Annotated in this window: 19 protein-coding genes, 5 tRNA genes, 3 other RNA genes and 1 pseudogene; 23 read left to right on the forward strand and 5 right to left on the reverse strand. The window is 54.6% G+C overall.

Going from position 1 to position 19,855, the window contains the following annotated elements; translation table 11 throughout:
- Positions 1-2 precede the first annotated feature (2 nt).
- The 21 genes from cydA (at position 3) to pnuC (ending at position 12,177) form a co-directional block, all read left to right on the forward strand.
- Positions 3-1,571: a cytochrome ubiquinol oxidase subunit I gene (cydA, locus tag BEI65_RS22350; RefSeq protein ID WP_099065143.1), complete on the forward strand. Its 1,569-nt coding sequence runs from the start codon at positions 3-5 to the stop codon at positions 1,569-1,571.
- 14 nt (positions 1,572-1,585) lie between these two features.
- Entirely contained in the window at positions 1,586-2,725 is a 1,140-nt protein-coding gene (cydB, locus tag BEI65_RS22355) for a cytochrome d ubiquinol oxidase subunit II (RefSeq protein WP_085115627.1), read from the forward strand.
- A gap of 17 nt (positions 2,726-2,742) precedes the next feature.
- On the forward strand, positions 2,743-2,856 hold the full coding sequence (cydX, locus tag BEI65_RS22360; protein ID WP_012005708.1) for a cytochrome bd-I oxidase subunit CydX: 114 nt from the start codon (positions 2,743-2,745) through the stop codon (positions 2,854-2,856).
- Positions 2,856-3,152 (forward strand): cyd operon protein YbgE, encoded by a 297-nt coding sequence (gene ybgE, locus BEI65_RS22365; RefSeq protein ID WP_012005709.1) that lies wholly within the window; start codon positions 2,856-2,858, stop codon positions 3,150-3,152. Before cydX ends, ybgE begins: the two co-directional genes overlap by 1 nt.
- 130 nt (positions 3,153-3,282) lie before the next feature.
- Positions 3,283-3,687, forward strand: a complete 405-nt coding sequence (gene ybgC, locus BEI65_RS22370) for a tol-pal system-associated acyl-CoA thioesterase (RefSeq protein ID WP_085115628.1) — start codon at positions 3,283-3,285, stop codon at positions 3,685-3,687.
- Positions 3,684-4,367 carry a Tol-Pal system protein TolQ gene (gene tolQ, locus BEI65_RS22375; protein WP_006324117.1) on the forward strand — a complete coding sequence of 228 codons (684 nt, stop codon included), beginning with the start codon at positions 3,684-3,686 and terminating at the stop codon, positions 4,365-4,367. The genes ybgC and tolQ overlap by 4 nt, the downstream gene beginning before the upstream one ends.
- A 12-nt stretch (positions 4,368-4,379) precedes the next feature.
- Complete coding sequence (gene tolR / locus BEI65_RS22380) at positions 4,380-4,808, forward strand: colicin uptake protein TolR (RefSeq protein ID WP_085115629.1); 429 nt, start codon at positions 4,380-4,382, stop codon at positions 4,806-4,808.
- 81 nt (positions 4,809-4,889) lie between these two features.
- On the forward strand, positions 4,890-6,143 hold the full coding sequence (tolA, locus tag BEI65_RS22385) for a cell envelope integrity protein TolA (protein WP_099065239.1): 1,254 nt from the start codon (positions 4,890-4,892) through the stop codon (positions 6,141-6,143).
- A 133-nt stretch (positions 6,144-6,276) separates the two neighbouring features.
- The gene (tolB, locus tag BEI65_RS22390) at positions 6,277-7,569 is read left to right on the forward strand and encodes a Tol-Pal system beta propeller repeat protein TolB (protein WP_099065144.1); all 1,293 of its coding nucleotides are present in this window, start codon (positions 6,277-6,279) and stop codon (positions 7,567-7,569) included.
- 44 nt (positions 7,570-7,613) lie between these two features.
- Positions 7,614-8,129, forward strand: coding sequence for a peptidoglycan-associated lipoprotein Pal (pal, locus tag BEI65_RS22395; RefSeq protein ID WP_085115631.1), 516 nt, complete (start codon positions 7,614-7,616; stop codon positions 8,127-8,129).
- Between the two features lie 9 nt (positions 8,130-8,138).
- A complete protein-coding gene (cpoB, locus tag BEI65_RS22400; protein ID WP_099065145.1) occupies positions 8,139-8,939 on the forward strand; it encodes a cell division protein CpoB in 801 nt (266 codons plus the stop codon).
- Positions 8,940-9,118: 179 nt separating this feature from the next.
- Positions 9,119-9,194: transfer RNA gene (locus tag BEI65_RS22405), tRNA-Lys, on the forward strand.
- 15 nt (positions 9,195-9,209) lie between these two features.
- Positions 9,210-9,330: non-coding RNA, RtT sRNA (locus tag BEI65_RS22410), on the forward strand.
- A gap of 32 nt (positions 9,331-9,362) precedes the next feature.
- A tRNA-Val gene (locus BEI65_RS22415) sits at positions 9,363-9,438 on the forward strand.
- A 7-nt stretch (positions 9,439-9,445) separates the two neighbouring features.
- Positions 9,446-9,521: transfer RNA gene (locus BEI65_RS22420), tRNA-Lys, on the forward strand.
- A gap of 70 nt (positions 9,522-9,591) precedes the next feature.
- Positions 9,592-9,667, forward strand: a tRNA-Lys gene (locus BEI65_RS22425).
- 53 nt (positions 9,668-9,720) lie between these two features.
- A tRNA-Lys gene (locus tag BEI65_RS22430) sits at positions 9,721-9,796 on the forward strand.
- A 44-nt stretch (positions 9,797-9,840) separates the two neighbouring features.
- Positions 9,841-9,965: non-coding RNA, RtT sRNA (locus BEI65_RS22435), on the forward strand.
- A 44-nt stretch (positions 9,966-10,009) separates the two neighbouring features.
- A non-coding RNA gene (locus BEI65_RS22440) (RtT sRNA) lies at positions 10,010-10,134 on the forward strand.
- Positions 10,135-10,368: 234 nt separating this feature from the next.
- Positions 10,369-11,430, forward strand: coding sequence for a quinolinate synthase NadA (gene nadA, locus BEI65_RS22445; protein ID WP_099065146.1), 1,062 nt, complete (start codon positions 10,369-10,371; stop codon positions 11,428-11,430).
- Positions 11,431-11,451: 21 nt separating this feature from the next.
- A complete protein-coding gene (pnuC, locus tag BEI65_RS22450) occupies positions 11,452-12,177 on the forward strand; it encodes a nicotinamide riboside transporter PnuC (protein ID WP_085115634.1) in 726 nt (241 codons plus the stop codon).
- A gap of 37 nt (positions 12,178-12,214) precedes the next feature.
- Here the strand turns inward: pnuC and zitB are convergent, their stop codons facing one another.
- Both zitB and BEI65_RS22460 read right to left on the reverse strand, forming a co-directional pair.
- Entirely contained in the window at positions 12,215-13,165 is a 951-nt protein-coding gene (gene zitB / locus BEI65_RS22455) for a CDF family zinc transporter ZitB (RefSeq protein WP_085115635.1), read from the reverse strand.
- Positions 13,165-14,571: pseudogene (locus BEI65_RS22460) on the reverse strand (ATP-binding protein); the annotation flags it as partial. The pseudogene BEI65_RS22460 and the gene zitB, both read right to left, overlap by 1 nt.
- A gap of 130 nt (positions 14,572-14,701) precedes the next feature.
- On the opposite strand from BEI65_RS22460, the gene BEI65_RS22465 reads away from it, so the two are divergent.
- Both BEI65_RS22465 and aroG read left to right on the forward strand, forming a co-directional pair.
- A complete protein-coding gene (locus BEI65_RS22465) occupies positions 14,702-15,862 on the forward strand; it encodes an RNA-guided endonuclease TnpB family protein (RefSeq protein ID WP_099065147.1) in 1,161 nt (386 codons plus the stop codon).
- A 212-nt stretch (positions 15,863-16,074) separates the two neighbouring features.
- A complete protein-coding gene (gene aroG, locus BEI65_RS22470; RefSeq protein ID WP_099065148.1) occupies positions 16,075-17,130 on the forward strand; it encodes a 3-deoxy-7-phosphoheptulonate synthase AroG in 1,056 nt (351 codons plus the stop codon).
- Between the two features lie 70 nt (positions 17,131-17,200).
- On the opposite strand, the gene gpmA is transcribed toward aroG, so the two are convergent.
- The 3 genes from gpmA to galM all read right to left on the reverse strand — a co-directional run bounded on the left by gpmA (position 17,201) and on the right by galM (position 19,745).
- On the reverse strand, positions 17,201-17,953 hold the full coding sequence (gene gpmA / locus BEI65_RS22475) for a 2,3-diphosphoglycerate-dependent phosphoglycerate mutase (RefSeq protein WP_085115640.1): 753 nt from the start codon (positions 17,951-17,953) through the stop codon (positions 17,201-17,203).
- 213 nt (positions 17,954-18,166) lie between these two features.
- The gene (locus BEI65_RS22480) at positions 18,167-18,505 is read right to left on the reverse strand and encodes a PsiF family protein (protein ID WP_085115641.1); all 339 of its coding nucleotides are present in this window, start codon (positions 18,503-18,505) and stop codon (positions 18,167-18,169) included.
- 196 nt (positions 18,506-18,701) lie between these two features.
- Positions 18,702-19,745, reverse strand: coding sequence for a galactose-1-epimerase (gene galM, locus BEI65_RS22485; protein WP_099065149.1), 1,044 nt, complete (start codon positions 19,743-19,745; stop codon positions 18,702-18,704).
- Between the last annotated feature and the right edge of the window lie 110 nt (positions 19,746-19,855).

Below are 19,855 nucleotides of genomic sequence, written 5' to 3' on the forward strand. Positions count from 1 at the left end.
AGATGTTTGATATTGTCGAACTGTCGCGCTTACAGTTTGCTTTAACGGCGATGTACCACTTCTTATTTGTCCCATTAACGCTGGGTATGGCGTTCTTGCTGGCAATTATGGAAACGGTATATGTACTGTCAGGCAAACAAATCTATAAAGATATGACCAAATTCTGGGGCAAGTTATTTGCAATTAACTTTGCTCTGGGTGTGGCCACCGGGTTGACCATGGAGTTCCAGTTCGGGACTAACTGGTCTTATTTCTCCCACTACGTCGGTGATATTTTCGGGGCCCCGCTGGCCATCGAAGGTCTGATGGCGTTCTTCCTTGAATCGACGCTGGTCGGCCTGTTCTTCTTCGGCTGGGATCGTCTGGGCAAGGTGCAGCACATGGCCGTTACCTGGCTGGTGGCACTGGGCTCAAACTTCTCCGCGCTGTGGATCCTGGTCGCCAACGGTTGGATGCAGAACCCAATCGCCTCGGACTTTAACTTCGAAACCATGCGTATGGAGATGCTCAGCTTCTCCGAACTGGTGCTCAATCCTGTTGCGCAGGTGAAGTTTGTTCACACCGTGGCAGCCGGTTACACCTGTGGCGCGATGTTCGTTCTGGGTATCAGCTCTTACTACCTGTTGAAAGGCCGTGATCTGGCTTTCGCCAAACGCTCCTTCGCCATTGCCGCCAGCTTCGGTATGGCTGCCGTGCTGTCCGTTATCGTTCTGGGTGATGAATCCGGCTACGAAATGGGCGACGTGCAGAAAACCAAACTGGCTGCCATCGAAGCCGAGTGGGACACTCAACCGGCACCGGCTTCCTTTACCCTGTTCGGCATTCCGAACCAGGATAAAATGGAAAACTCCTACTCAATCCAAATCCCTTATGCGCTCGGCCTGATTGCCACCCGCTCAACAGATACCCAGGTCACCGGCCTGAAAGATCTGATGGCGCAGCATGAAGTGCGTATCCGCAACGGGATGAAAGCCTATGGGCTGCTGGAAGAACTGCGTAGCGGCAATACCGACCCGACGGTACGCACCGAGTTCAATAAAGCCAAGCAGGACCTGGGCTACGGCTTACTGCTGAAGCGTTATACCCAGAACGTCACCGACGCGACGGAAACGCAGATCCAGCAGGCCACCAAAGACTCGATCCCACGTGTAGCACCGCTGTACTTCGCCTTCCGTATCATGGTGGCCTGTGGCGTGCTGATGCTGTTGATCATCGGTCTGTCGTTCTGGAGCGTGATCCGCAACCGTGTCGGCCAGAGAAAATGGCTGCACCGCGCGGCGCTGTATGGCCTGCCGTTGCCATGGATCGCGATCGAAGCCGGCTGGTTTGTGGCTGAATACGGCCGTCAACCCTGGGCGATTGGTGAGGTGCTGCCGACTGCGGTTGCCAACTCTTCACTGACTGCGGGCGACATTCTGTTCTCGATGGGGCTGATTTGCGGCTTGTACACCCTGTTCCTGGTGGCTGAAATGTACCTGATGTTCAAATTTGCACGTCTGGGTCCAAGCAGCCTGAAAACTGGCCGCTACCACTTTGAACAACCGACTGCCGCCGTGCAGGAAGCGCGCTAAACAGGAGTCCACGTATGTTTGATTATGAAGTACTGCGATTTATCTGGTGGGTCCTGATTGGCGTACTGCTGATCGGCTTCGCCGTCACCGACGGTTTCGACATGGGGGTCGGCATCCTGGTGCGCATTATCGGTAAAACCGATACCGAGCGCCGGGTGATGATCAACTCCATCGCGCCGCACTGGGACGGTAACCAGGTGTGGTTGATCACCGCCGGTGGTGCGCTGTTCGCCGCCTGGCCGATGGTCTATGCGGCGGCGTTCTCCGGTTTCTATGTTGCCATGATCCTGGTGCTGTCAGCCTTGTTCTTCCGCCCGGTCGGTTTTGACTACCGCTCGAAGCTGGAGAGCAGCCGCTGGCGCAACATGTGGGACTGGGGCATTTTCATCGGCAGCTTCGTGCCTGCGGTGGTATTCGGCGTGGCGTTCGGCAACCTGTTGCAGGGCGTGCCGTTCCATATGGATGAATACATGCGCCTGTTCTACACCGGCAACTTCTTCCAACTGCTGAATCCGTTTGGCCTGTTGGCGGGCGTGGTCAGTCTGACCATGCTGGTAACCCAGGGGGCGACTTACCTGCAGATGCGTACCAGCGGTGAGATCCACCTGCGTGCTCGTGCTGCGGCGCAGATCTCCACGCTGGTGATGGCGGTGTTCTTCCTGTTGGGCGGTATCTGGCTGGTGAAAGGCATCGACGGTTATGTAATTACCTCGACGCTGAACACCATGGCGGAATCTAACCCGATGCGTAAAGAAGTGGCTCATCAGGCCGGTGCCTGGTTGATCAACTTCAACAAGTATCCGCTGCTGTGGGCACTGCCTGCATTGGGCGTGGTGCTGCCGCTGTTCACGGTGCTGTTCTCGCGCATGTCGAAAGACGCGCTGGCGTTCGTGACCTCGTCGCTGACCATTGCCTGCGTGATCCTGACCGCCGGGGTGACCATGTTCCCGTTCGTGATGCCGTCAAGCACCGTGCCTAACATCAGCCTGACCATGTGGGATGCCACCTCCAGCCTGTTGACGCTGCAAGTGATGACCGTTGTCGCGGCGATCTTTGTGCCTATCGTTCTGGCGTACACCAGTTGGTCGTACTACAAAATGTTCGGCCGTCTCGATAAGAACTTCATCGAGAACAACAAGCATTCGCTGTATTAAGGATAGGGAGCTAAACCATGTGGTATTTTGCCTGGATTCTCGGAACGCTTCTTGCCTGTGCCTTCGGCATCATCACGGCGCTGGCGCTTGAGCACCACGAAGATTCAAAAGCACAGCAAGACGATAAGTGATGAGTTTGTCACTGACTGACAAGCTGTACGCTATCACTGACAAGGGCCCGGTCCGGGCCCTTTCACTGGTGCTGGCGTTGATTTTGGCGGGCTGTATTTTCTGGGATCCGACCCGCTTTGCGGCGAAGACCAGCTCGCTGGAGATATGGGAAGGTCTGCTGCTTATTTGGGCAGTGTGTGCCGGGGTGGTTCATGGCGTCGGGTTCCGACCGCAACGCACCCTGTGGCGAGCTTTTTTTGCGCCACTTCCGGCAATTGTGATCCTGGCCGCAGGATTACTTTACGTTTCTTTATAATCTCCGTTATATCCCCAAGTTATGGGCCATCGCGGCCCATAATTATTTTCGTTCCCCTGTTGTAACCCATTCCCAACCCGATCTGTCTTGCGTATAGTAGCACCGTTAAATCCATTGGCTTGGAAGTAGAGTGAGTAATACGTTGTTTCGATGGCCGGTTCGCGTTTACTACGAAGATACCGATGCCGGTGGGGTGGTCTATCACGCCCGCTATGTGGCTTTTTTTGAAAGAGCGCGCACCGAGATGCTGCGTCAACATAACTTTCATCAACAGCAGCTGCTCAGTGAAAATGTCGCCTTCGCTGTCCGGCGTATGACGGTGGATTACCTGGTTCCAGCTCGCCTTGACGATCTGCTGGAAGTACAGAGTGAAATCACCTCCATGCGCGGGGCTTCTCTTACGTTTGCTCAACGTATTGTCAATTCTGACGGAACTCTTTTGAGTCAGGCCGATGTGTTGATTGCATGCATTGATCCACACCAAATGAAGCCGATAGCGCTTCCTAAGTCTATTGTCGCGGAGTTTAAGCAGTGAATGAGATGAACATCCTAGATTTATTCTTGAAGGCCAGCCTGCTGGTTAAGCTTATCATGTTGATTTTGATATGCTTCTCAGTGGCTTCCTGGGCGATCATCATTCAGCGTACCCGCATCCTTAATGCGGCCACGCGTGACGCCGAGGCCTTTGAAGACAAATTCTGGTCTGGTATTGAGCTTTCCCGTTTGTATCAGGAAAGCCAGGCGCGCCGCGATAGCCTGACCGGCTCCGAACAAATTTTCCACTCTGGTTTCAAAGAGTTCGCTCGTTTGCACCGCGCTAACAACCATGCGCCTGAATCGGTGATCGAAGGCGCTTCGCGTGCTATGCGTATCTCGATGAACCGCGAGCTGGAAACGCTGGAAAACCACATTCCTTTCCTCGGCACCGTGGGTTCGATCAGTCCGTATATCGGTCTGTTCGGCACCGTGTGGGGGATTATGCATGCCTTTATCGCACTGGGTGCGGTGAAACAGGCCACGCTGCAAATGGTAGCACCGGGTATCGCCGAAGCACTGATCGCAACCGCCATCGGTCTGTTCGCCGCTATCCCGGCCGTTATGGCCTATAACCGCCTCAACCAGCGCGTCAACAAGCTTGAGCAGAATTACGACAACTTTATGGAAGAGTTCACCGCTATTCTGCATCGTCAGGCCTTCTCCAGCGACAGCAAATAAGTAGGAGGTAGCATGGCGAGAGTTCGTGGACGTAATCGGCGCGAGCTGAAGTCCGAAATTAACATAGTTCCGTTGCTCGACGTGTTGCTGGTGCTGTTGCTGATCTTTATGGCAACCGCGCCGATCATCACCCAGAGCGTAGAGGTTGATCTGCCGGACGCCACCGATTCCAAAGCGGTGTCCAGCAGTGATAACCCGCCGGTGATCCTTGAGGTTTCTGGCGTGGGCCAATACACCATGGTGGTGGATCACGACCGCATGGAACTGTTGCCGCCGGAGCAGGTTGCAGCTGAAGCCAAGGCGCGTTTAGCGGCCAACCCGAAAACGGTCTTTTTGATCGGTGGGGCGAAGGAAGTTCCGTATGATGAGATTATCAAGGCATTGAATATTCTCCATCAGGCGGGCGTCGCTTCCGTGGGGCTGATGACCCAGCCAATCTGACCCTGAGGTCAGTGGCAACCCGGTTCCTGTGCTGCGGTGCAGGAACCCCGTATAAGCAACACCAGTTTTTGGGAATCTATTTTGGTAAAGGCAACTGAGCAAAACGATAAGCTGAACCGCGCCGTTATTGTTTCGGTCGTTCTGCACTTTGTATTGATTGCCCTGCTGATTTGGGGATCGCTGCAAGAAAACGTCGAAATGAGTGCCGGCGGTGGCGGCGACGGTTCGGTCGTCGGTGCAGTGATGGTCGATCCTGGAGCAGTGGTGGAGCAGTACAACCGCCAGCAACAGCAGAGTAACGACGCGCAGCGTGCTGAAAAGCAGCGCCAGAAAAAAGCGGAACAGCAGGCCGAAGAACTTCAGCAGAAGCAGGCGGCGGAACAACAGCGCCTGAAAGAGCTGGAGAAAGAGCGTTTGACCGCGCAGGAAAAAGCGGCCCAGGACGCGAAAGAACAGGCTGAACAGCAGAAGCAGGCCGCAGAGCAACAGAAACAGGCGGCAGAGCAACAAAAGCAGGCAGCTGAACAGCAAAAAGTGGCTGAGAACGCCGCGGCGAAAGCCAAAGAACAACAGAAAGTAGCGGAAGCTGCCGCCGCCAAGGCGAAGGCCGAAGCGGATAAGGTAGCCAAAGCACAGGCCGACGCGCAGAAGAAAGCCGAGTCCGAAGCCAAGAAAGAAGCTGCTGCAGCCGCTACCGCCAAGAAACAGGCGGAAGAAGCGAAGAAAGCCGCGGCTGCTGAAGCGGCAGAGAAAAAAGCTGCTGCCGACGCAGAGAAGAAAGCGACAGCTGAAGCCGAGAAAGCTGAGAAAAAAGCGGCGGCTGATGCCGAGAAGAAAGCGACCGCAGAGGCTGAGAAAAAAGCCGCTGCTGCTGAAAAGGCGGCTGCCAAGAAAGCCGCTGATGCCAAGAAGAAAGCGGCCGCTGCAGCTGCTGCAGAATCGGCTGACGTTGCAGATCTTATGGGCGGCCTGGCGGACGGTAAAAACGCGCCGAAAGGTGGCGGTAAGCAGAAGGGTGACGGTAAACCGGCCGGTCAGGGCAATGCCAAGACCGCGGGTGCCAGTGGTGCTGAGATTAACGGCTACCTGGGGCAGATTACTTCGGCTATTCAAAGCAAGTTCTACGATGCAGACTTGTATAAAGGGCGTAAGTGCGACCTGCGAATTAAACTGGCACCGGATGGCCTGTTGATTGATGTTAAATCTGAAGGGGGCGATCCGGCACTGTGCCAGGCGGCGATAGCCGCAGCGAAGCAGGCGAAAATACCGAAACCGCCAAGTCAGGCAGTTTATGAGGTGTTTAAGAATGCTCCCCTTACGTTTAAGCCACAATAATGGTTGTTTTAGCTAAGTCATATCGCAGGGATGTACTAAGGTAACCAACAGGGATTATGTAGTTTTGTTTGAGTTGGTTTGTTAAAATTCTGCTAATTTATCGCAGGCATTCCGCCTGGATAAGGGAGATGAGATGAAGCAGGCATTTCGAGTTGCGTTAGGTTTTTTGATTCTGTGGGCATCCGTTCTTCACGCGGAAGTTCGCATTGAAATCACCCAAGGGGTCGACTCCGCTCGCCCGATTGGCGTGGTGCCGTTTAAATGGGCGGGTCCAGGCACGCCTCCGGAAGATATTGGCAAGATTGTCGGCGCAGATCTGCGCAACAGCGGCAAATTCAACCCAATTGACGTGGCGCGCATGCCGCAGCAACCGACCACCGCGTCTGAAGTGACGCCGGCGGCCTGGACTGCATTGGGCATTGACGCGGTCGTGGTCGGTCAGGTGCAACCTGGTGCAGACGGCGGTTACCTGATCTCTTATCAACTGGTGGACACTTCTGGTTCCCCAGGTACCGTTCTGGCGCAGAACCAGTATAAAGTGACCAAACAATGGTTGCGTTATTCTGCTCACACCGCCAGTGACGAAGTGTTTCAGAAGCTGACCGGTATCAAGGGCGCATTCCGTACCCGTATCGCATACGTAGTGCAGACTAACGGTGGGAAATTCCCGTACGAACTGCGCGTAGCGGATTACGACGGCTACAACCAGTTTACGGTACACCGTTCACCAGAACCGCTGATGTCCCCGGCCTGGTCGCCGGACGGCAGCAAACTGGCATACGTGACCTTTGAAAGCGGCCGTTCTGCGCTGGTGGTACAGACCCTGGCTAACGGTGCTATCCGTCAGATCGCTTCGTTCCCGCGTCACAACGGGGCACCGGCGTTCTCACCGGACGGCAGCCGCCTGGCCTTTGTACTGTCCAAAAGCGGTAGCCTGAACCTGTACGTGATGAATCTTGGCTCTGGCCAGATCACCCAACTCACCGACGGGCGCAGCAACAATACCGAACCGACCTGGTTCCCGGATGGGCAGTCTCTGGCCTATACCTCCGATCAGGGCGGCAGACCGCAGATTTATAAAATCAGTGCCAGTGGCGGCGCGTCACAGCGTCTGACATGGGAAGGCTCTCAGAATCAGGATTCTGAAGTCAGCTCTGATGGTAAATTCCTGGTGATGGTGAGTACCAACGGTGGTGCTCAGCATATCGCCAAACAAGATCTCGGATCGGGTGCAGTTCAAGTTTTGACCAACACCTTCCTGGACGAAACGCCTAGTATTGCGCCAAATGGCACCATGGTGATCTATAGCTCCACGCAAGGTATGGGCTCCGTGCTGCAACTGGTATCGACTGATGGGCGTTTTAAAGCGCGTCTTCCGGCAACTGATGGACAGGTCAAAGCACCTGCCTGGTCGCCGTATCTGTGATGCATGTGTAAATATGTATGGCAAACTATAAAAGGATTAAAGAAATGCAACTGAACAAAGTGCTGAAAGGGCTTCTGCTGGCACTGCCAGTTCTGGCTGTAGCGGCTTGTAGTTCTAACAAAAGCGCAAACAACGACCAATCAGGTCTGGGCGCTGGCGCTGGCACTGGTACAGAAAATGGCAGCAGCAACCTGTCTTCTGAAGAACAAGCTCGTCTGCAGATGCAAGAACTGCAGAAGAACAACATTGTTTACTTCGGTCTGGACAAGTATGACGTGAGCTCTGAGTTCGCTCAGATGCTGGACGCGCACGCTGCATTCCTGCGTAACAACCCGTCTTACAAAGTGACCGTAGAAGGCCACGCGGATGAACGCGGTACGCCGGAATACAACATTGCACTGGGTGAGCGTCGTTCTAACTCAGTGAAAATGTACCTGCAAGGTAAAGGCGTTTCAGCTGACCAAATCTCTATCGTTTCTTACGGTAAAGAAAAACCAGCAGTACTGGGCCACGACGAAGCGGCTTATGCTAAAAACCGTCGTGCAGTTCTGGTTTACTAAGAGAATCGCATGAACAGTAACTTCAGACGTCACTTGTTGAGTCTGTCGTTACTGGTTGGCGTAGCGGTCCCATGGGCCGCTACTGCCCAAGCGCCAATCAGTAATGTCGGCTCCGGCTCGGTCGAAGACCGTGTCACCTCACTTGAGCGCATCAGCAATGCTCAGGGCCAGCTTTTAAACCAACTCCAGCAACAACTCTCTGACAACCAGCGTGACATTGACTCACTCCGCGGGCAAATCCAGGAAAGCCAATATCAACTGAATCAGGTTGTTGAACGCCAAAAGCAGATCTATCAACAGATGGATAGCATCAGCCAGGGCGGCGCTCAGAGCTCCGCTGCTGCAGCGGGTGCCGCAGGTGGGGCAGCAGCGGCTGCGTCCTCCGACGGCGCTGACAGCGCGTCTGCGGGCGCTACAGCAGCAGCTCCGGCCAGTACGGGTGATGAAAACAGCGATTACAACGCCGCTGTTTCATTGGCGCTGGAAAAAAAGCAGTATGACCAGGCGATCTCCGCTTTTCAGTCCTTCGTAAAACAGTACCCAAAATCGACTTACCAGCCTAATGCCAACTATTGGCTCGGCCAGTTGTTCTACAACAAGGGTAAGAAAGATGATGCGGCTTACTATTATGCGGTAGTGGTGAAGAATTACTCAAAATCACCTAAGGCACCGGACGCAATGTACAAGGTGGGTATCATCATGCAGGAAAAAGGGCAGGCCGATAAAGCCAAAGCCGTGTTCCAGCAGGTGATTAAACAATACCCAACCAGTGCTGCGGCCAAACAGGCGAAAAGTCGAGTCGCAGGTTAGTCAGCAAAAAAAATGAGCCCAGAAGTTAGTCGATTTGACCGATTTCTGGGCTCATTCGTGTGAAGAACAAGCAGTTGAACCTGTTGTTTATAAATTTAGGTTGCGCTGCCAAGATAAATTAGTAATATATGCCGCCGTTGCCAAGACATCTTGCAAGATGTTAAAGCAGCAAGGAAATTGGGTCGTTAGCTCAGTTGGTAGAGCAGTTGACTTTTAATCAATTGGTCGCAGGTTCGAATCCCGCACGACCCACCAATTCCTGAAATAAGAAATGAAGTGAAATCGTAAGGGTGAGAACCGTAAAGGTTCGAGTCTCGCAAAGCGAGACAACATCACGAAGTGATGGCCCGAAGGGTGAGGCGCAAGCCGAATAATCCCGCACGACCCACCAATTTCTGAAGTAGTAGCAGTAACCACACTAGTGGGTGATTAGCTCAGTTGGTAGAGCATCTCCTTTACACGGAGGGGGTCGGCGGTTCGAGCCCGTCATCACCCACCACTGCTGTGGGCCGTTAGCTCAGTTGGTAGAGCAGTTGACTTTTAATCAATTGGTCGCAGGTTCGAATCCCGCACGGCCCACCATTTCAGAATTGTTTTTCCTCAATACGGGCTTCGGTTTTGTATTGGTTGTTCAGCAGTAAACCACGTCAGTGGGCCGTTAGCTCAGTTGGTAGAGCAGTTGACTTTTAATCAATTGGTCGCAGGTTCGAATCCCGCACGGCCCACCATTATTGCAGTGAGTTCCTCTCCTGCTTACGCGGTTCAGCAGTATCCCCTCAGTGGGCCGTTAGCTCAGTTGGTAGAGCAGTTGACTTTTAATCAATTGGTCGCAGGTTCGAATCCCGCACGGCCCACCATTCTTAAAGAAATACTCTTCCTTATTCAAAAACTCCTAGCTGGAATATTACCCGAACCGTGTGGGTGAGATCCTGCGTTCAGGTTCGAGCATCGCGCAGCGATACGACAACGCGCAGCGTTGCCCGCAGGGTGAGGCCAAAGGCCGAATCAATCCCGCACGGCCCACCATTTTACAGAGTACCTCAGCACTTTCCCCCAAACTTGAACGTCACATAACGCACGAACCGTGTGGGTGAGATCCTGCGTTCAGGTTCGAGCATCGCGCAGCGATACGACAACGCGCAGCGTTGCCCGTAGGGTGAGGCCAAAGGCCGAATCAATCCCGCACGGTATCCCCAGTTTTGCCCCACATCGTCAATCCGTTTTCCCCCTAAAAAATGCATTTTGTTTTCGACTGTCTCACTGCTTTCGTTAAAAATTCAATCCATTAAACGCCAATGACGTAATACTGAAAATATCAGCGGACTTTTCGCACAAATGCAGGTATTTTGTTTAGTATATAAAACGAAGGGGGTTGCGATGGGGTGATACCCGGGCAGCAGACACCCAGCCTAGCACAGAGATTGCAGCGATGAGTGAAATGTTTGATGTTAATGCGGCGGTGTACCCGTTCCCGCCCAAACCAGTACCACTGGACGATGCGCAAAAGGCGTTTTATCGCGAGAAGATTAAAATCCTGCTCAAGCAGCGCAATGCGGTGATGGTGGCCCACTACTATACCGATCCGGAAATCCAGGCACTGGCGGAAGAAACCGGTGGCTGCGTGGCGGACTCGCTGGAGATGGCGCGCTTTGGCAGCAATCATCCGGCCTCGACCCTGCTGGTGGCCGGCGTGCGCTTTATGGGGGAAACCGCCAAGATCCTCAGCCCGGAAAAGCGGGTGTTGATGCCAACCTTGAACGCAGAGTGCTCACTGGATCTCGGTTGCCCGGAAGAAGAATTCAATGCCTTTTGTGACAGCCACCCGGATCGCACCGTGGTGGTCTACGCTAATACCTCGGCGGCGGTAAAAGCACGAGCGGACTGGGTGGTCACCTCCAGTATTGCCGTTGAACTGATCGAACACCTCGACAGTCTGGGTGAGAAAATCATCTGGGCGCCAGATCGCCATCTGGGTAATTATGTGAAAAAGCAGACCGGTGCCGACGTACTGTGCTGGCAGGGCGCCTGTATCGTCCATGACGAGTTTAAAACCCAGGCCCTGATGCGTATGAAGGCCTTATACCCGAACGCGGCGATACTGGTGCACCCAGAGTCACCACAGGCGGTGGTCGATCTGGCCGATGCGGTAGGTTCAACCAGCCAATTGATTCAGGCGGCGAAAACCCTGCCCAATCCGCAGCTGATTGTTGCCACCGATCGCGGGATTTTTTATAAGATGCAACAGGCCTGTCCGGACAAAGAGCTGTTCGAAGCGCCAACCGCTGGAGAGGGTGCCACCTGTCGTAGCTGTGCGCACTGCCCGTGGATGGCGATGAACGGCCTGAAGGCTATCGCCGATGGGCTGGAACAGGGCGGTGTACTGCATGAGATCCACGTCGATGCTGCATTGCGCCAGAAGGCACTGATCCCGCTGAACCGGATGTTGGATTTTGCTGCCCAGCTCAAAATGCAGGTCAAAGGCAACGCTTAACCATTTAATAAGGATCATAAAATGAGTTTTTTCAGTACCAGTAATATCCTGGTGCATATCCCGCTGGGAGCGGGGGGCTACGATCTGTCATGGATTGAGGCTATCGGCACCCTGTTTGGCCTGCTGTGCATCTGGTATGCCAGCAAAGAGAAAATTATCAATTACCTGTTCGGCCTGATTAACGTCACGCTGTTTGCGGTAATTTTCTTCCAAATCCAGCTGTACGCCAGCCTGCTGCTGCAGTTGTTCTTCTTCGTCGCCAATATTTATGGCTGGTACGCCTGGAGCCGTCAGACTCAGGATAATCAGGCCGAGCTGAAAATTCGCTGGCTGTCGTTGCCGAAGGCGCTGAGTTGGGCGGCGGTGTGTGTGATCGGCATTGCTCTGATGACGTTCAACATTGACCGCGTGTTTGCCTGGTTGACGCAGGCGGCGGTGACGGTGATGCAGGGGCTGGGCCTGAGCGTGCAAATGCCGCAACTGCAGCCGGATGCCTTCCCATTCTGGGATTCGACCATGATGGTGTTGTCGATCGTGGCGATGATCCTGATGACGCGCAAGTACGTGGAAAACTGGCTGTTGTGGGTAGTGATTGACGTGATCAGCGTGGCGATATTTGCCTACCAGGGCGTTTACGCCATGGCGCTGGAATACGTGATCCTGACGCTGATTGCGTTGAACGGCTCCTGGCTGTGGATCAAAAGTGCCGGCAACAATCGCTCGCGGCCATTATCTTCCGCACCATAATAACGCCGGGGCGCCAAATAAGGCGCCCCGGTTGATTTTAGTGATGATGCCCGACATGCGAATGTGAGTGGTCACTCGGCTCGGGCGCCCGGTTAATCCCGCAGTCGGGTGTATCGCAGTGCTGATACTCCATCTGGATGGTCACGTGACCAATGCGATAGTGTTCCAGCAGATAGGCCTGAATGCGATGCAGCAGGCCATCGTGGTCGTTCGGTGGTATCACCTGCGCATGCAATGTCATCAACTTCTGTTCACCAATCTGCCAGACATGGACGTGATGAATATTGCGCACTTCCGGAATATTCAGGCACAGGTCTTTTTGCAGTTTATTGATGTCCACCTCCTGCGGCGTACCCTCCAGCAGTTCATGGAAGCTCTCTTTCAGCAGTCGCCAGGCGCTGCGTATCACCAGACAGGACACCAGTACCGACAGTATCGGGTCGATCGGCGTCCAGCCGGTGGTCAGGATCACAATGGCGGCGGCGATGGCGCCCACCGACCCCAGTAAATCCCCCAGCACATGCAATGCGGCAGCGCGAACATTGATATTCTTCTCTTCGGTACCTCGGTGCAGCAGCCAGAAGGCGAACAGGTTGGCCAGCAGCCCCGCTATGGCGATAATCAGCATTGGCGCACCCATCACCGGCTGTGGCTCGAAGAAACGCCGTATTGCCTCCCACAGGATGAATACCACGATCACCAACAGCGCCGCAGCGTTGAGGAAGGCCGCCAGGGTGGTCAGGCGCAGATAACCGAAAGTGTGGCGCGCATTGGGCTTACGCTGCGAGAAGTGTACCGCCATCAGGGCCACCAGTAGGGCGGCAGCGTCGGTAAGCATATGGCCGGCATCCGCCAGCAGCGCCAGCGAGCCTGAAATCAACCCGCCGGCCACTTCGGCGACCATAAAGACCGCAGTGACTAAAAAAGCGGTCAGTAGGCGTTTACTATTACTGTCTTTTGGCAGGTGTACGTGTGGAGCGTCCGACATTATTCATCCTTATCCATAGCAAAATACATTTCGTCAGTGCTGACCAGATCGTTCAGTTCTATCAGAATCTGTGCCACTAACGCACTCAATTCATTATAGGCGGCCTGCATCAATGTTCCTTCACGGCCGTTGTCCCCCAGTTGTTGGCACAGGCTGGCCGCCGCCGGCAGCTGCAGCATCAGCAGGCTGCCCTTGATACGATGGGCAGCCTGGCTCAAGGTTACCCCGTCCTGGTTCTGTGCCGCCTGCTCAAGCCGCTGCAGGTCTTGTCGCAGCGTCGTCAGCAGCGTGGTTGCCAGACGCTGGATCATCGCTCGATCATTACCGGCCATATCGACCAGGGTTCGCTGCAGGTCAGTAAGGACTAACTGTTGCTCCATCCCCTGTGGTTGCTGCGGCAGTGCCTGAGCGATGGCCGCCAGTGAAATGGGTTTGGTTAAAAAGCGATCTATCGCCACCAACCCCGGCGGGATGCGGGTAAATTCCTGCACGTCTGCCGAGCAGAGAATAATCTGGCAGGCCGGGCGCTGCTGACGTTGCTCGTCGCGGCGTATTAGTCTCGCCAGCGTCAGGCCGTCCGGGCGTGGCATATTGTAATCGATAAACAGCAGGTCAAACGGCTGCCGACGGTGGGCCTTCAACAGCGGATAACCCTGTTCGAATAGCATTGGCTGCAGGCCGAAGTGCCGCAGTTGCCGCTCCATCAACAGCAGGTTGGTGGGGTGATCGTCGATCAGCGCTACGCGCAGGGTGGACGGCGGCAGAATGAGTGGCATGTCGGCCTGCTGAGTCGTGGGATCGACCGCGACCTGGGTTACCGGCACGGACACTGTCACCTCGGTACCCAGGTTGGGTTGCGAGTGCAACTCAATGCGGCCGCCCATCTGTTCGATAATCTCTTTACAGATAGACAGCCCCAGCCCGGTACCCTGCACGGATACGCGCTGTGCGCCGCGTGCGCGGTAGAAAGGTTGGAACAGTTTACCGATCTCATCTGCCGCGATGCCACAGCCACTGTCGGCCACCGTCAGCCACAGTTCCCCCAGTGGTGGAGCCTGCTCGCGCCAGCCGATATTTACCTGAATAGTACCGCGCGGTGTGAACTTAATGGCATTGTTTATCAGGTTGTTAGCCACCTGAAGTAAACGCTCACCATCAATGAGGACTGCGGCGGGCAGGTTGTCGGCTGCACTGACGTTTAGCGTCACCGGACGTTCGCCGATCAGCGGCTGATACAGGGCGCTGATGTGGGCTATCCAGGGCTGCAGTGTTACAGACTTGGGCACCAGCGTCAGTGAACCGGTTTCCAGCCGCATGCGGTTTTCATTTACGGCATCAATCAGGTTGTTTCGATCGACAATCCATTCATCGCGCAGCGATTGCAGCGTTTCAGACGGGATTTGCATCCCCTCGCCCAATCCTGTGGGGATATAAGGGGAGCTAATCAGGTGTTTTCTGCGATTGTTAATGCACATTTTCTGGTCAAATACTTTTTAAGGTCATACAGTACAGGCCTATGATATATGAGCGGTCAGGATGAAAAGAGCAACCAAAGTACGCCTTTACCCGACGGCCGAACAGGAAGCATTTTTAAATGCTCAGTTCGGTGCGGTACGTTTTGCGTACAACAAAGCTCTGTATATCAGCCGCCACAGGTACCGGCGGCACGGAGTATCGGTCAGTATTAAGCGTGACCTGAAACCGTTGCTGGCGGTAGGAAAAAGGTCCCGCCGTTATCACTGGCTGAAAGAATATGATGCACTGGCGTTACAGCAGGCGGTGATTAATCTTGACACCGCATTTGGACACTTTTTCAAGCAACGTGCTCGTTTCCCCACCTTTAAGCGCAAACATGGCAAACAATCCAGTTATCACCCTAACGGCAAAGTGTTAACTGACGCGATCCAGTTGCCAAAAATGGCAGCGATTAAAGCGGTGATTCATCGCGATATTATCGGTAAGGTGTCCAGTATCACCATCAGTCGTGGCGCGACAGGAAAATATTACGCCGCAATACTCTGTGACGATGGGCTGGCAGCGCCGGCCAAACCCGTATTGATAACCCGCGTGACCGGTTGTGATTTGGGTCTGTCCCATTACCTAATTCAGTCGAATGGCGAAAAAATAGCAAATCCACGGCCTCTGGTACGCGCCAGCCGAAATCTGCGGCATAAACAAAAGTCGCTATCCCGGAAAATAAAAGGCAGTGCAAATCGGACAAAAGCGCGTTTGCGGGTGGCGAAATGCCACGAGCATGTGGCGAATGCCCGCGCTGACTTCCAGCATAAATTGTCTCGTACACTGATTGACGAAAACCAAGCGGTCATTGTTGAGACACTGAAAGCGGCAAACATGATGAAAAATCATAAGTTGGCGCGGTACATTGCGGATGCGTCGTGGTCAGGATTTATCATGAAACTGGAATACAAAGCGGAGCAGGCCGGCAAATATCTGGTGAAAATCGATCAATGGTTTGCCAGCTCTAAAACCTGCCATTGCTGCGGTTATAAAATGGCAGAAATGCCGTTGACTAAACGTATCTGGCCATGCCCCGCCTGTGGTGTTGAACATGACCGCGATATTAACGCGGCCATCAACATCCAGCGCAAGGGTATAACGGATTTACAGGCGGCGGGACTCGTCGTTTCTGCCCATGGAGGCCAGCGTAAATCTGTCATATTGACAGTAGCGGCCTGAGAAGTGGGAAGCCTCGCCGTTTACGGCGGGGAGCAGTCACCATAACCAAAAAGGAGCCACTGCGCTCTCCCGATGAAACAGCACAATCTACTGTTAATTTGGGCGTTCATTCTGCAGGCGGCAAAGGTGATTTACAGCGTTACCCTCACAGGCTAAATTGGTGGGATCTACGCTCTGCGAAATACCGCCTCTCGATACCGAATGGAAAAGTGATGAATTACCTAAATGACGATTTACGCATTAAAGAAATTAAGGAACTCCTGCCACCGGTGGCCCTGTTAGAAAAGTTTCCGGCCACTGAACGTGCAGCAGAGACGGTGTCACAGGCACGCAATGCTATTCATCAGATCCTTCGCGGCAGTGACGATCGCCTGCTGGTGGTGATCGGTCCTTGCTCGATCCACGACACCAAAGCCGCCAAAGAGTACGCCGGCCGTCTGCTGGCGCTGCGCCAGGAACTGAGCGGTGAGCTGGAAGTGGTGATGCGGGTTTATTTTGAAAAACCGCGTACTACCGTGGGCTGGAAAGGTCTGATTAACGATCCGCAGATGGATAACAGCTTCCAGATCAACGACGGCCTGCGTCTGGCACGCAAGCTGTTGCTGGATATCAACGATTCCGGCCTGCCGGCTGCCGGTGAATTCCTCGACATGATCACCCCGCAGTATCTGGCGGATCTGATGAGCTGGGGCGCGATCGGCGCACGTACTACAGAATCCCAGGTGCATCGCGAACTGTCTTCCGGCCTGTCTTGCCCGGTCGGTTTCAAGAACGGCACTGACGGCACCATCAAGGTGGCGATTGACGCCATCAACGCCGCCAGCGCGCCGCACTGTTTCCTGTCGGTGACCAAATGGGGCCATTCAGCGATCGTTAACACCAGCGGTAACGGCGACTGTCACATTATTCTGCGTGGCGGCAAAGAGCCGAACTACAGCGCAGCACACGTGAAAGAAGTCAAAGAAGGCCTGGTCAAAGCGGGTCTGCCTGCACAGGTGATGATCGATTTCAGCCACGCCAACAGCAGCAAGCAGTTCAAGAAGCAGCTGGAAGTGAACGCCGATGTCTGCCAACAGATTGCCGGCGGTGATAAGGCGATTATGGGCGTGATGATCGAAAGCCATCTGGAGGAAGGCAACCAGAATCTGGAAAGCGGCGAACCGCTGGTTTACGGCAAGAGCGTCACCGACGCCTGCATTGGTTGGGCAGACACCGAAACCGTGCTGCGGGAACTGGCAGTGGCCGTGAAAGCGCGCCGCATTAAATAAAGCCCCGCTTTGCGCCATAAAAAAAAGCCCCCGGCCAAAACCGGGGGCTTTTTAGATCAACGGGCGAAAATTACTTCGCTTTACCCTGGTTTGCCACGGCGGCCGCTTTAGCAGCGATCTCGTCGGCATTGCCCAGATAGTAACGTTTGATAGGTTTGAAGTTCTCGTCAAACTCATAGACCAACGGCACGCCGGTTGGGATGTTCAGTTCGAGGATCTCATCTTCGCTCAGGTTATCCAGGTATTTCACCAGCGCACGCAGGGAGTTGCCGTGTGCAGCAACGATAACGCGCTCGCCGCTTTTGATACGTGGCAGGATTTCTTCGTCCCAGTAAGGGATCACGCGATCGATGGTCAGCGCCAGGCTTTCGGTCAGCGGCAGCTCTTGCTCGGTCAGCGCGGAGTAACGCGGGTCGTGGCCCGGGTAACGCTCGTCATCTTTGGTCAGCTCTGGTGGAGTGACGGCAAAGCCGCGACGCCATTGCTTAACCTGCTCATCACCGTATTTTTCTGCGGTTTCAGCTTTGTTCAGACCCTGCAACGCGCCGTAATGACGTTCGTTCAGCTTCCAGGATTTTTCAGTCGGCAGCCAGGCCTGATCCAGTTCGTCCAGAATGTTCCACAGGGTGTGGATAGCGCGCTTGAGTACGGAAGTGTAAGCAAAGTCAAAAGCGAAACCTTCGTTTTTCAACAGTTCGCCTGCAGCTTTCGCTTCGGTGCGGCCTTTATCGGACAAATCAACATCATACCAACCGGTGAAGCGGTTTTCGTTGTTCCACTGGCTTTCGCCGTGACGCACCAGAACCAGCTTAGTTACAGCCATAGCTTAACTCCTTAATAATCTGACATTTCAATGATAACGAAAATCATTATATTGCCGCGGCCGGTGGCTCGGCAATCGATAGTGTTTAACCATAGCCAATTTCTTGCCGCAAAGTAAGTGCTGAACTGAGGAAAAGCTGAATCGATCAGGCGGGCGCAGGCAGGGAGTGCGGCACGGTGAAAGGGGATCCGCCGTGCCGCCGAATGAGGATAATCAGGCTGATTTTTTCAGGCAATTGCTCATAAAGGTTTTACGTGCGTCGCCCGTCAGGCTTTTGGTCTTGGCGTCGGCGTTACAGGTTTTCATTTTTTGCTGCTGCGGGGTCAGGGTTTTCGTCGCGGTGGTCCCTTCGGATTTCAGGCAGGTGCTCATAAAGGTGGAGCGATCCGCGCCCTTCAGCGTTTTGCTGGAGGCCTGTTGATTACAATCGGTCATGCGTTTCTGCTGTGCAGCCTGCGCCGGTGACGGTGTTTTTGCTGCAGTTTCGGCAGCCATCAGGTTGGTGCTCAGCAGTAAACCCGCCAGTAATGGAAGTGCAGTAATCAGACGCATAGGTGTTCCTTCAGCTATTGACCGGCCGGGGTGGCCGAAAATTGTGACTTTGCACAAGGTGTTGTGCTTATCACCGTAGCCTGATTCTAGTGCCCGCTTTGGAATAAGGAAAGGCAGCGGCCTGCGGGGCAGAGGGGTAAAAAGGTAAGCATTTATAACAAACGGCCCCCTGCCGCATGGCAAGGGGCGTGGCGGGTCAGATAGGATAAAACTGATAATGCGTGGCACTGAGATAGTGCTGCCCCGGTTGTAACCAACAGTTGGGCTGCGGCCATTCCGGGTGGTTAGGGCTGTCGGGCAAAAACTCGCTTTCCAGCGCCACCCCGGCGTAATTGGCATAGTTGCCGCCGTCACGCGCCGGAGTGCCGTCCAGATAATTGCCGCTGTAGAGCTGCAACGCCGGTGCGCTGGTGAACACGCTCATTTGCACCTGACCATCGGCCGACCACAGGTGGGCCGCCGGGCAATCCAGTGCGCCGCAGGTGCGGTGCAGCAGAAAGGCATGATCGTAACCTTTTACCCGTTGTTGGCAGCGATCGCTCAAAAAATCCTGCAGCAGGGTTTTTGGGCGACGAAAGTCCATGCCGCTGCCTTCCACTGGGGTAAGATCCGCACTGGGGATCCCCTCGCTGTCGACCGGCAGATAGCGGTCGGCAAACAGTTGCAGCCGCTGGAGTCGGGCATCGGTGCCCGCACCGTCCAGATTGAAGTAGGCATGGTTGGTCAAATTGACCGGACAGGCACTGTCGGTCTGCGCCTGATAACTGATTTCCAGACGATTATCGGCGGTGAGCCGATAGTTGACCTGCACGTCGAGGTTACCGGGAAACCCCTGGTCGCCGTCTGGAGAATGCAGCGCGTAGCTCACCTGCTGTTCGTCCTGCTGAATAATCTGCCAGCGACGGGTGTTGAAGCCTTCCGGCCCGCCGTGCAACTGATGTTCCCCCTGATTAGCTACCAGTGGATGCGGTTTGCCATCCATCAACAGGCTGGCGTGAGCAATACGGTTGGCATAGCGGCCAACGGTAGCACCCAGATAGGCCGCCTGCTGCAAGTAGTCCGCCGGTGTTTGGCAGCCCAGCAGTAGCTCACGGGTTTTTCCTGATTTCAGCGGCAGCACGGCGGAAAGCCAGGTCGCGCCCCAATCCATCAGCGTTACCGTCATTCCACCGGCGTTTTTAAGCTGGGTTAACTGATAGGGCTGCCCGTCCGGGGCCAGCGCCGGGCTGTCGTTCAGCATATCCCGGCCCCCTCTGAAGCTTTACAGACGTAGAAGGTTTCTTTCAACCCGTTGGTCTGTAATGGGTATTCGCGTGCAACGGCTTCGCGAACCGGCTCCACCAGCGCCAG

The sequence above is a fragment of the Serratia sp. BW106 genome, from assembly GCF_002607755.1.
Classification (GTDB): Bacteria; Pseudomonadota; Gammaproteobacteria; order Enterobacterales; family Enterobacteriaceae; genus Serratia; species Serratia proteamaculans.

What these genes read in the sequence shown, in the direction of transcription:
- cydA (WP_099065143.1), top strand. Translation starts at nt 3, where the DNA reads ATGTTTGATATTGTCGAACTGTCGCGCTTACAGTTTGCTTTAACGGCG.
- cydB (WP_085115627.1), top strand. Translation starts at nt 1,586, where the DNA reads ATGTTTGATTATGAAGTACTGCGATTTATCTGGTGGGTCCTGATTGGC.
- cydX (WP_012005708.1), top strand. Translation starts at nt 2,743, where the DNA reads ATGTGGTATTTTGCCTGGATTCTCGGAACGCTTCTTGCCTGTGCCTTC.
- ybgE (WP_012005709.1), top strand. Translation starts at nt 2,856, where the DNA reads ATGAGTTTGTCACTGACTGACAAGCTGTACGCTATCACTGACAAGGGC.
- tolR (WP_085115629.1), top strand. Translation starts at nt 4,380, where the DNA reads ATGGCGAGAGTTCGTGGACGTAATCGGCGCGAGCTGAAGTCCGAAATT.
- tolB (WP_099065144.1), top strand. Translation starts at nt 6,277, where the DNA reads ATGAAGCAGGCATTTCGAGTTGCGTTAGGTTTTTTGATTCTGTGGGCA.
- pal (WP_085115631.1), top strand. Translation starts at nt 7,614, where the DNA reads ATGCAACTGAACAAAGTGCTGAAAGGGCTTCTGCTGGCACTGCCAGTT.
- cpoB (WP_099065145.1), top strand. Translation starts at nt 8,139, where the DNA reads ATGAACAGTAACTTCAGACGTCACTTGTTGAGTCTGTCGTTACTGGTT.
- nadA (WP_099065146.1), top strand. Translation starts at nt 10,369, where the DNA reads ATGAGTGAAATGTTTGATGTTAATGCGGCGGTGTACCCGTTCCCGCCC.
- pnuC (WP_085115634.1), top strand. Translation starts at nt 11,452, where the DNA reads ATGAGTTTTTTCAGTACCAGTAATATCCTGGTGCATATCCCGCTGGGA.
- zitB (WP_085115635.1), bottom strand. Translation starts at nt 13,165, where the DNA reads ATGTCGGACGCTCCACACGTACACCTGCCAAAAGACAGTAATAGTAAA.
- BEI65_RS22465 (WP_099065147.1), top strand. Translation starts at nt 14,702, where the DNA reads ATGAAAAGAGCAACCAAAGTACGCCTTTACCCGACGGCCGAACAGGAA.
- aroG (WP_099065148.1), top strand. Translation starts at nt 16,075, where the DNA reads ATGAATTACCTAAATGACGATTTACGCATTAAAGAAATTAAGGAACTC.
- gpmA (WP_085115640.1), bottom strand. Translation starts at nt 17,953, where the DNA reads ATGGCTGTAACTAAGCTGGTTCTGGTGCGTCACGGCGAAAGCCAGTGG.
- BEI65_RS22480 (WP_085115641.1), bottom strand. Translation starts at nt 18,505, where the DNA reads ATGCGTCTGATTACTGCACTTCCATTACTGGCGGGTTTACTGCTGAGC.
- galM (WP_099065149.1), bottom strand. Translation starts at nt 19,745, where the DNA reads ATGCTGAACGACAGCCCGGCGCTGGCCCCGGACGGGCAGCCCTATCAG.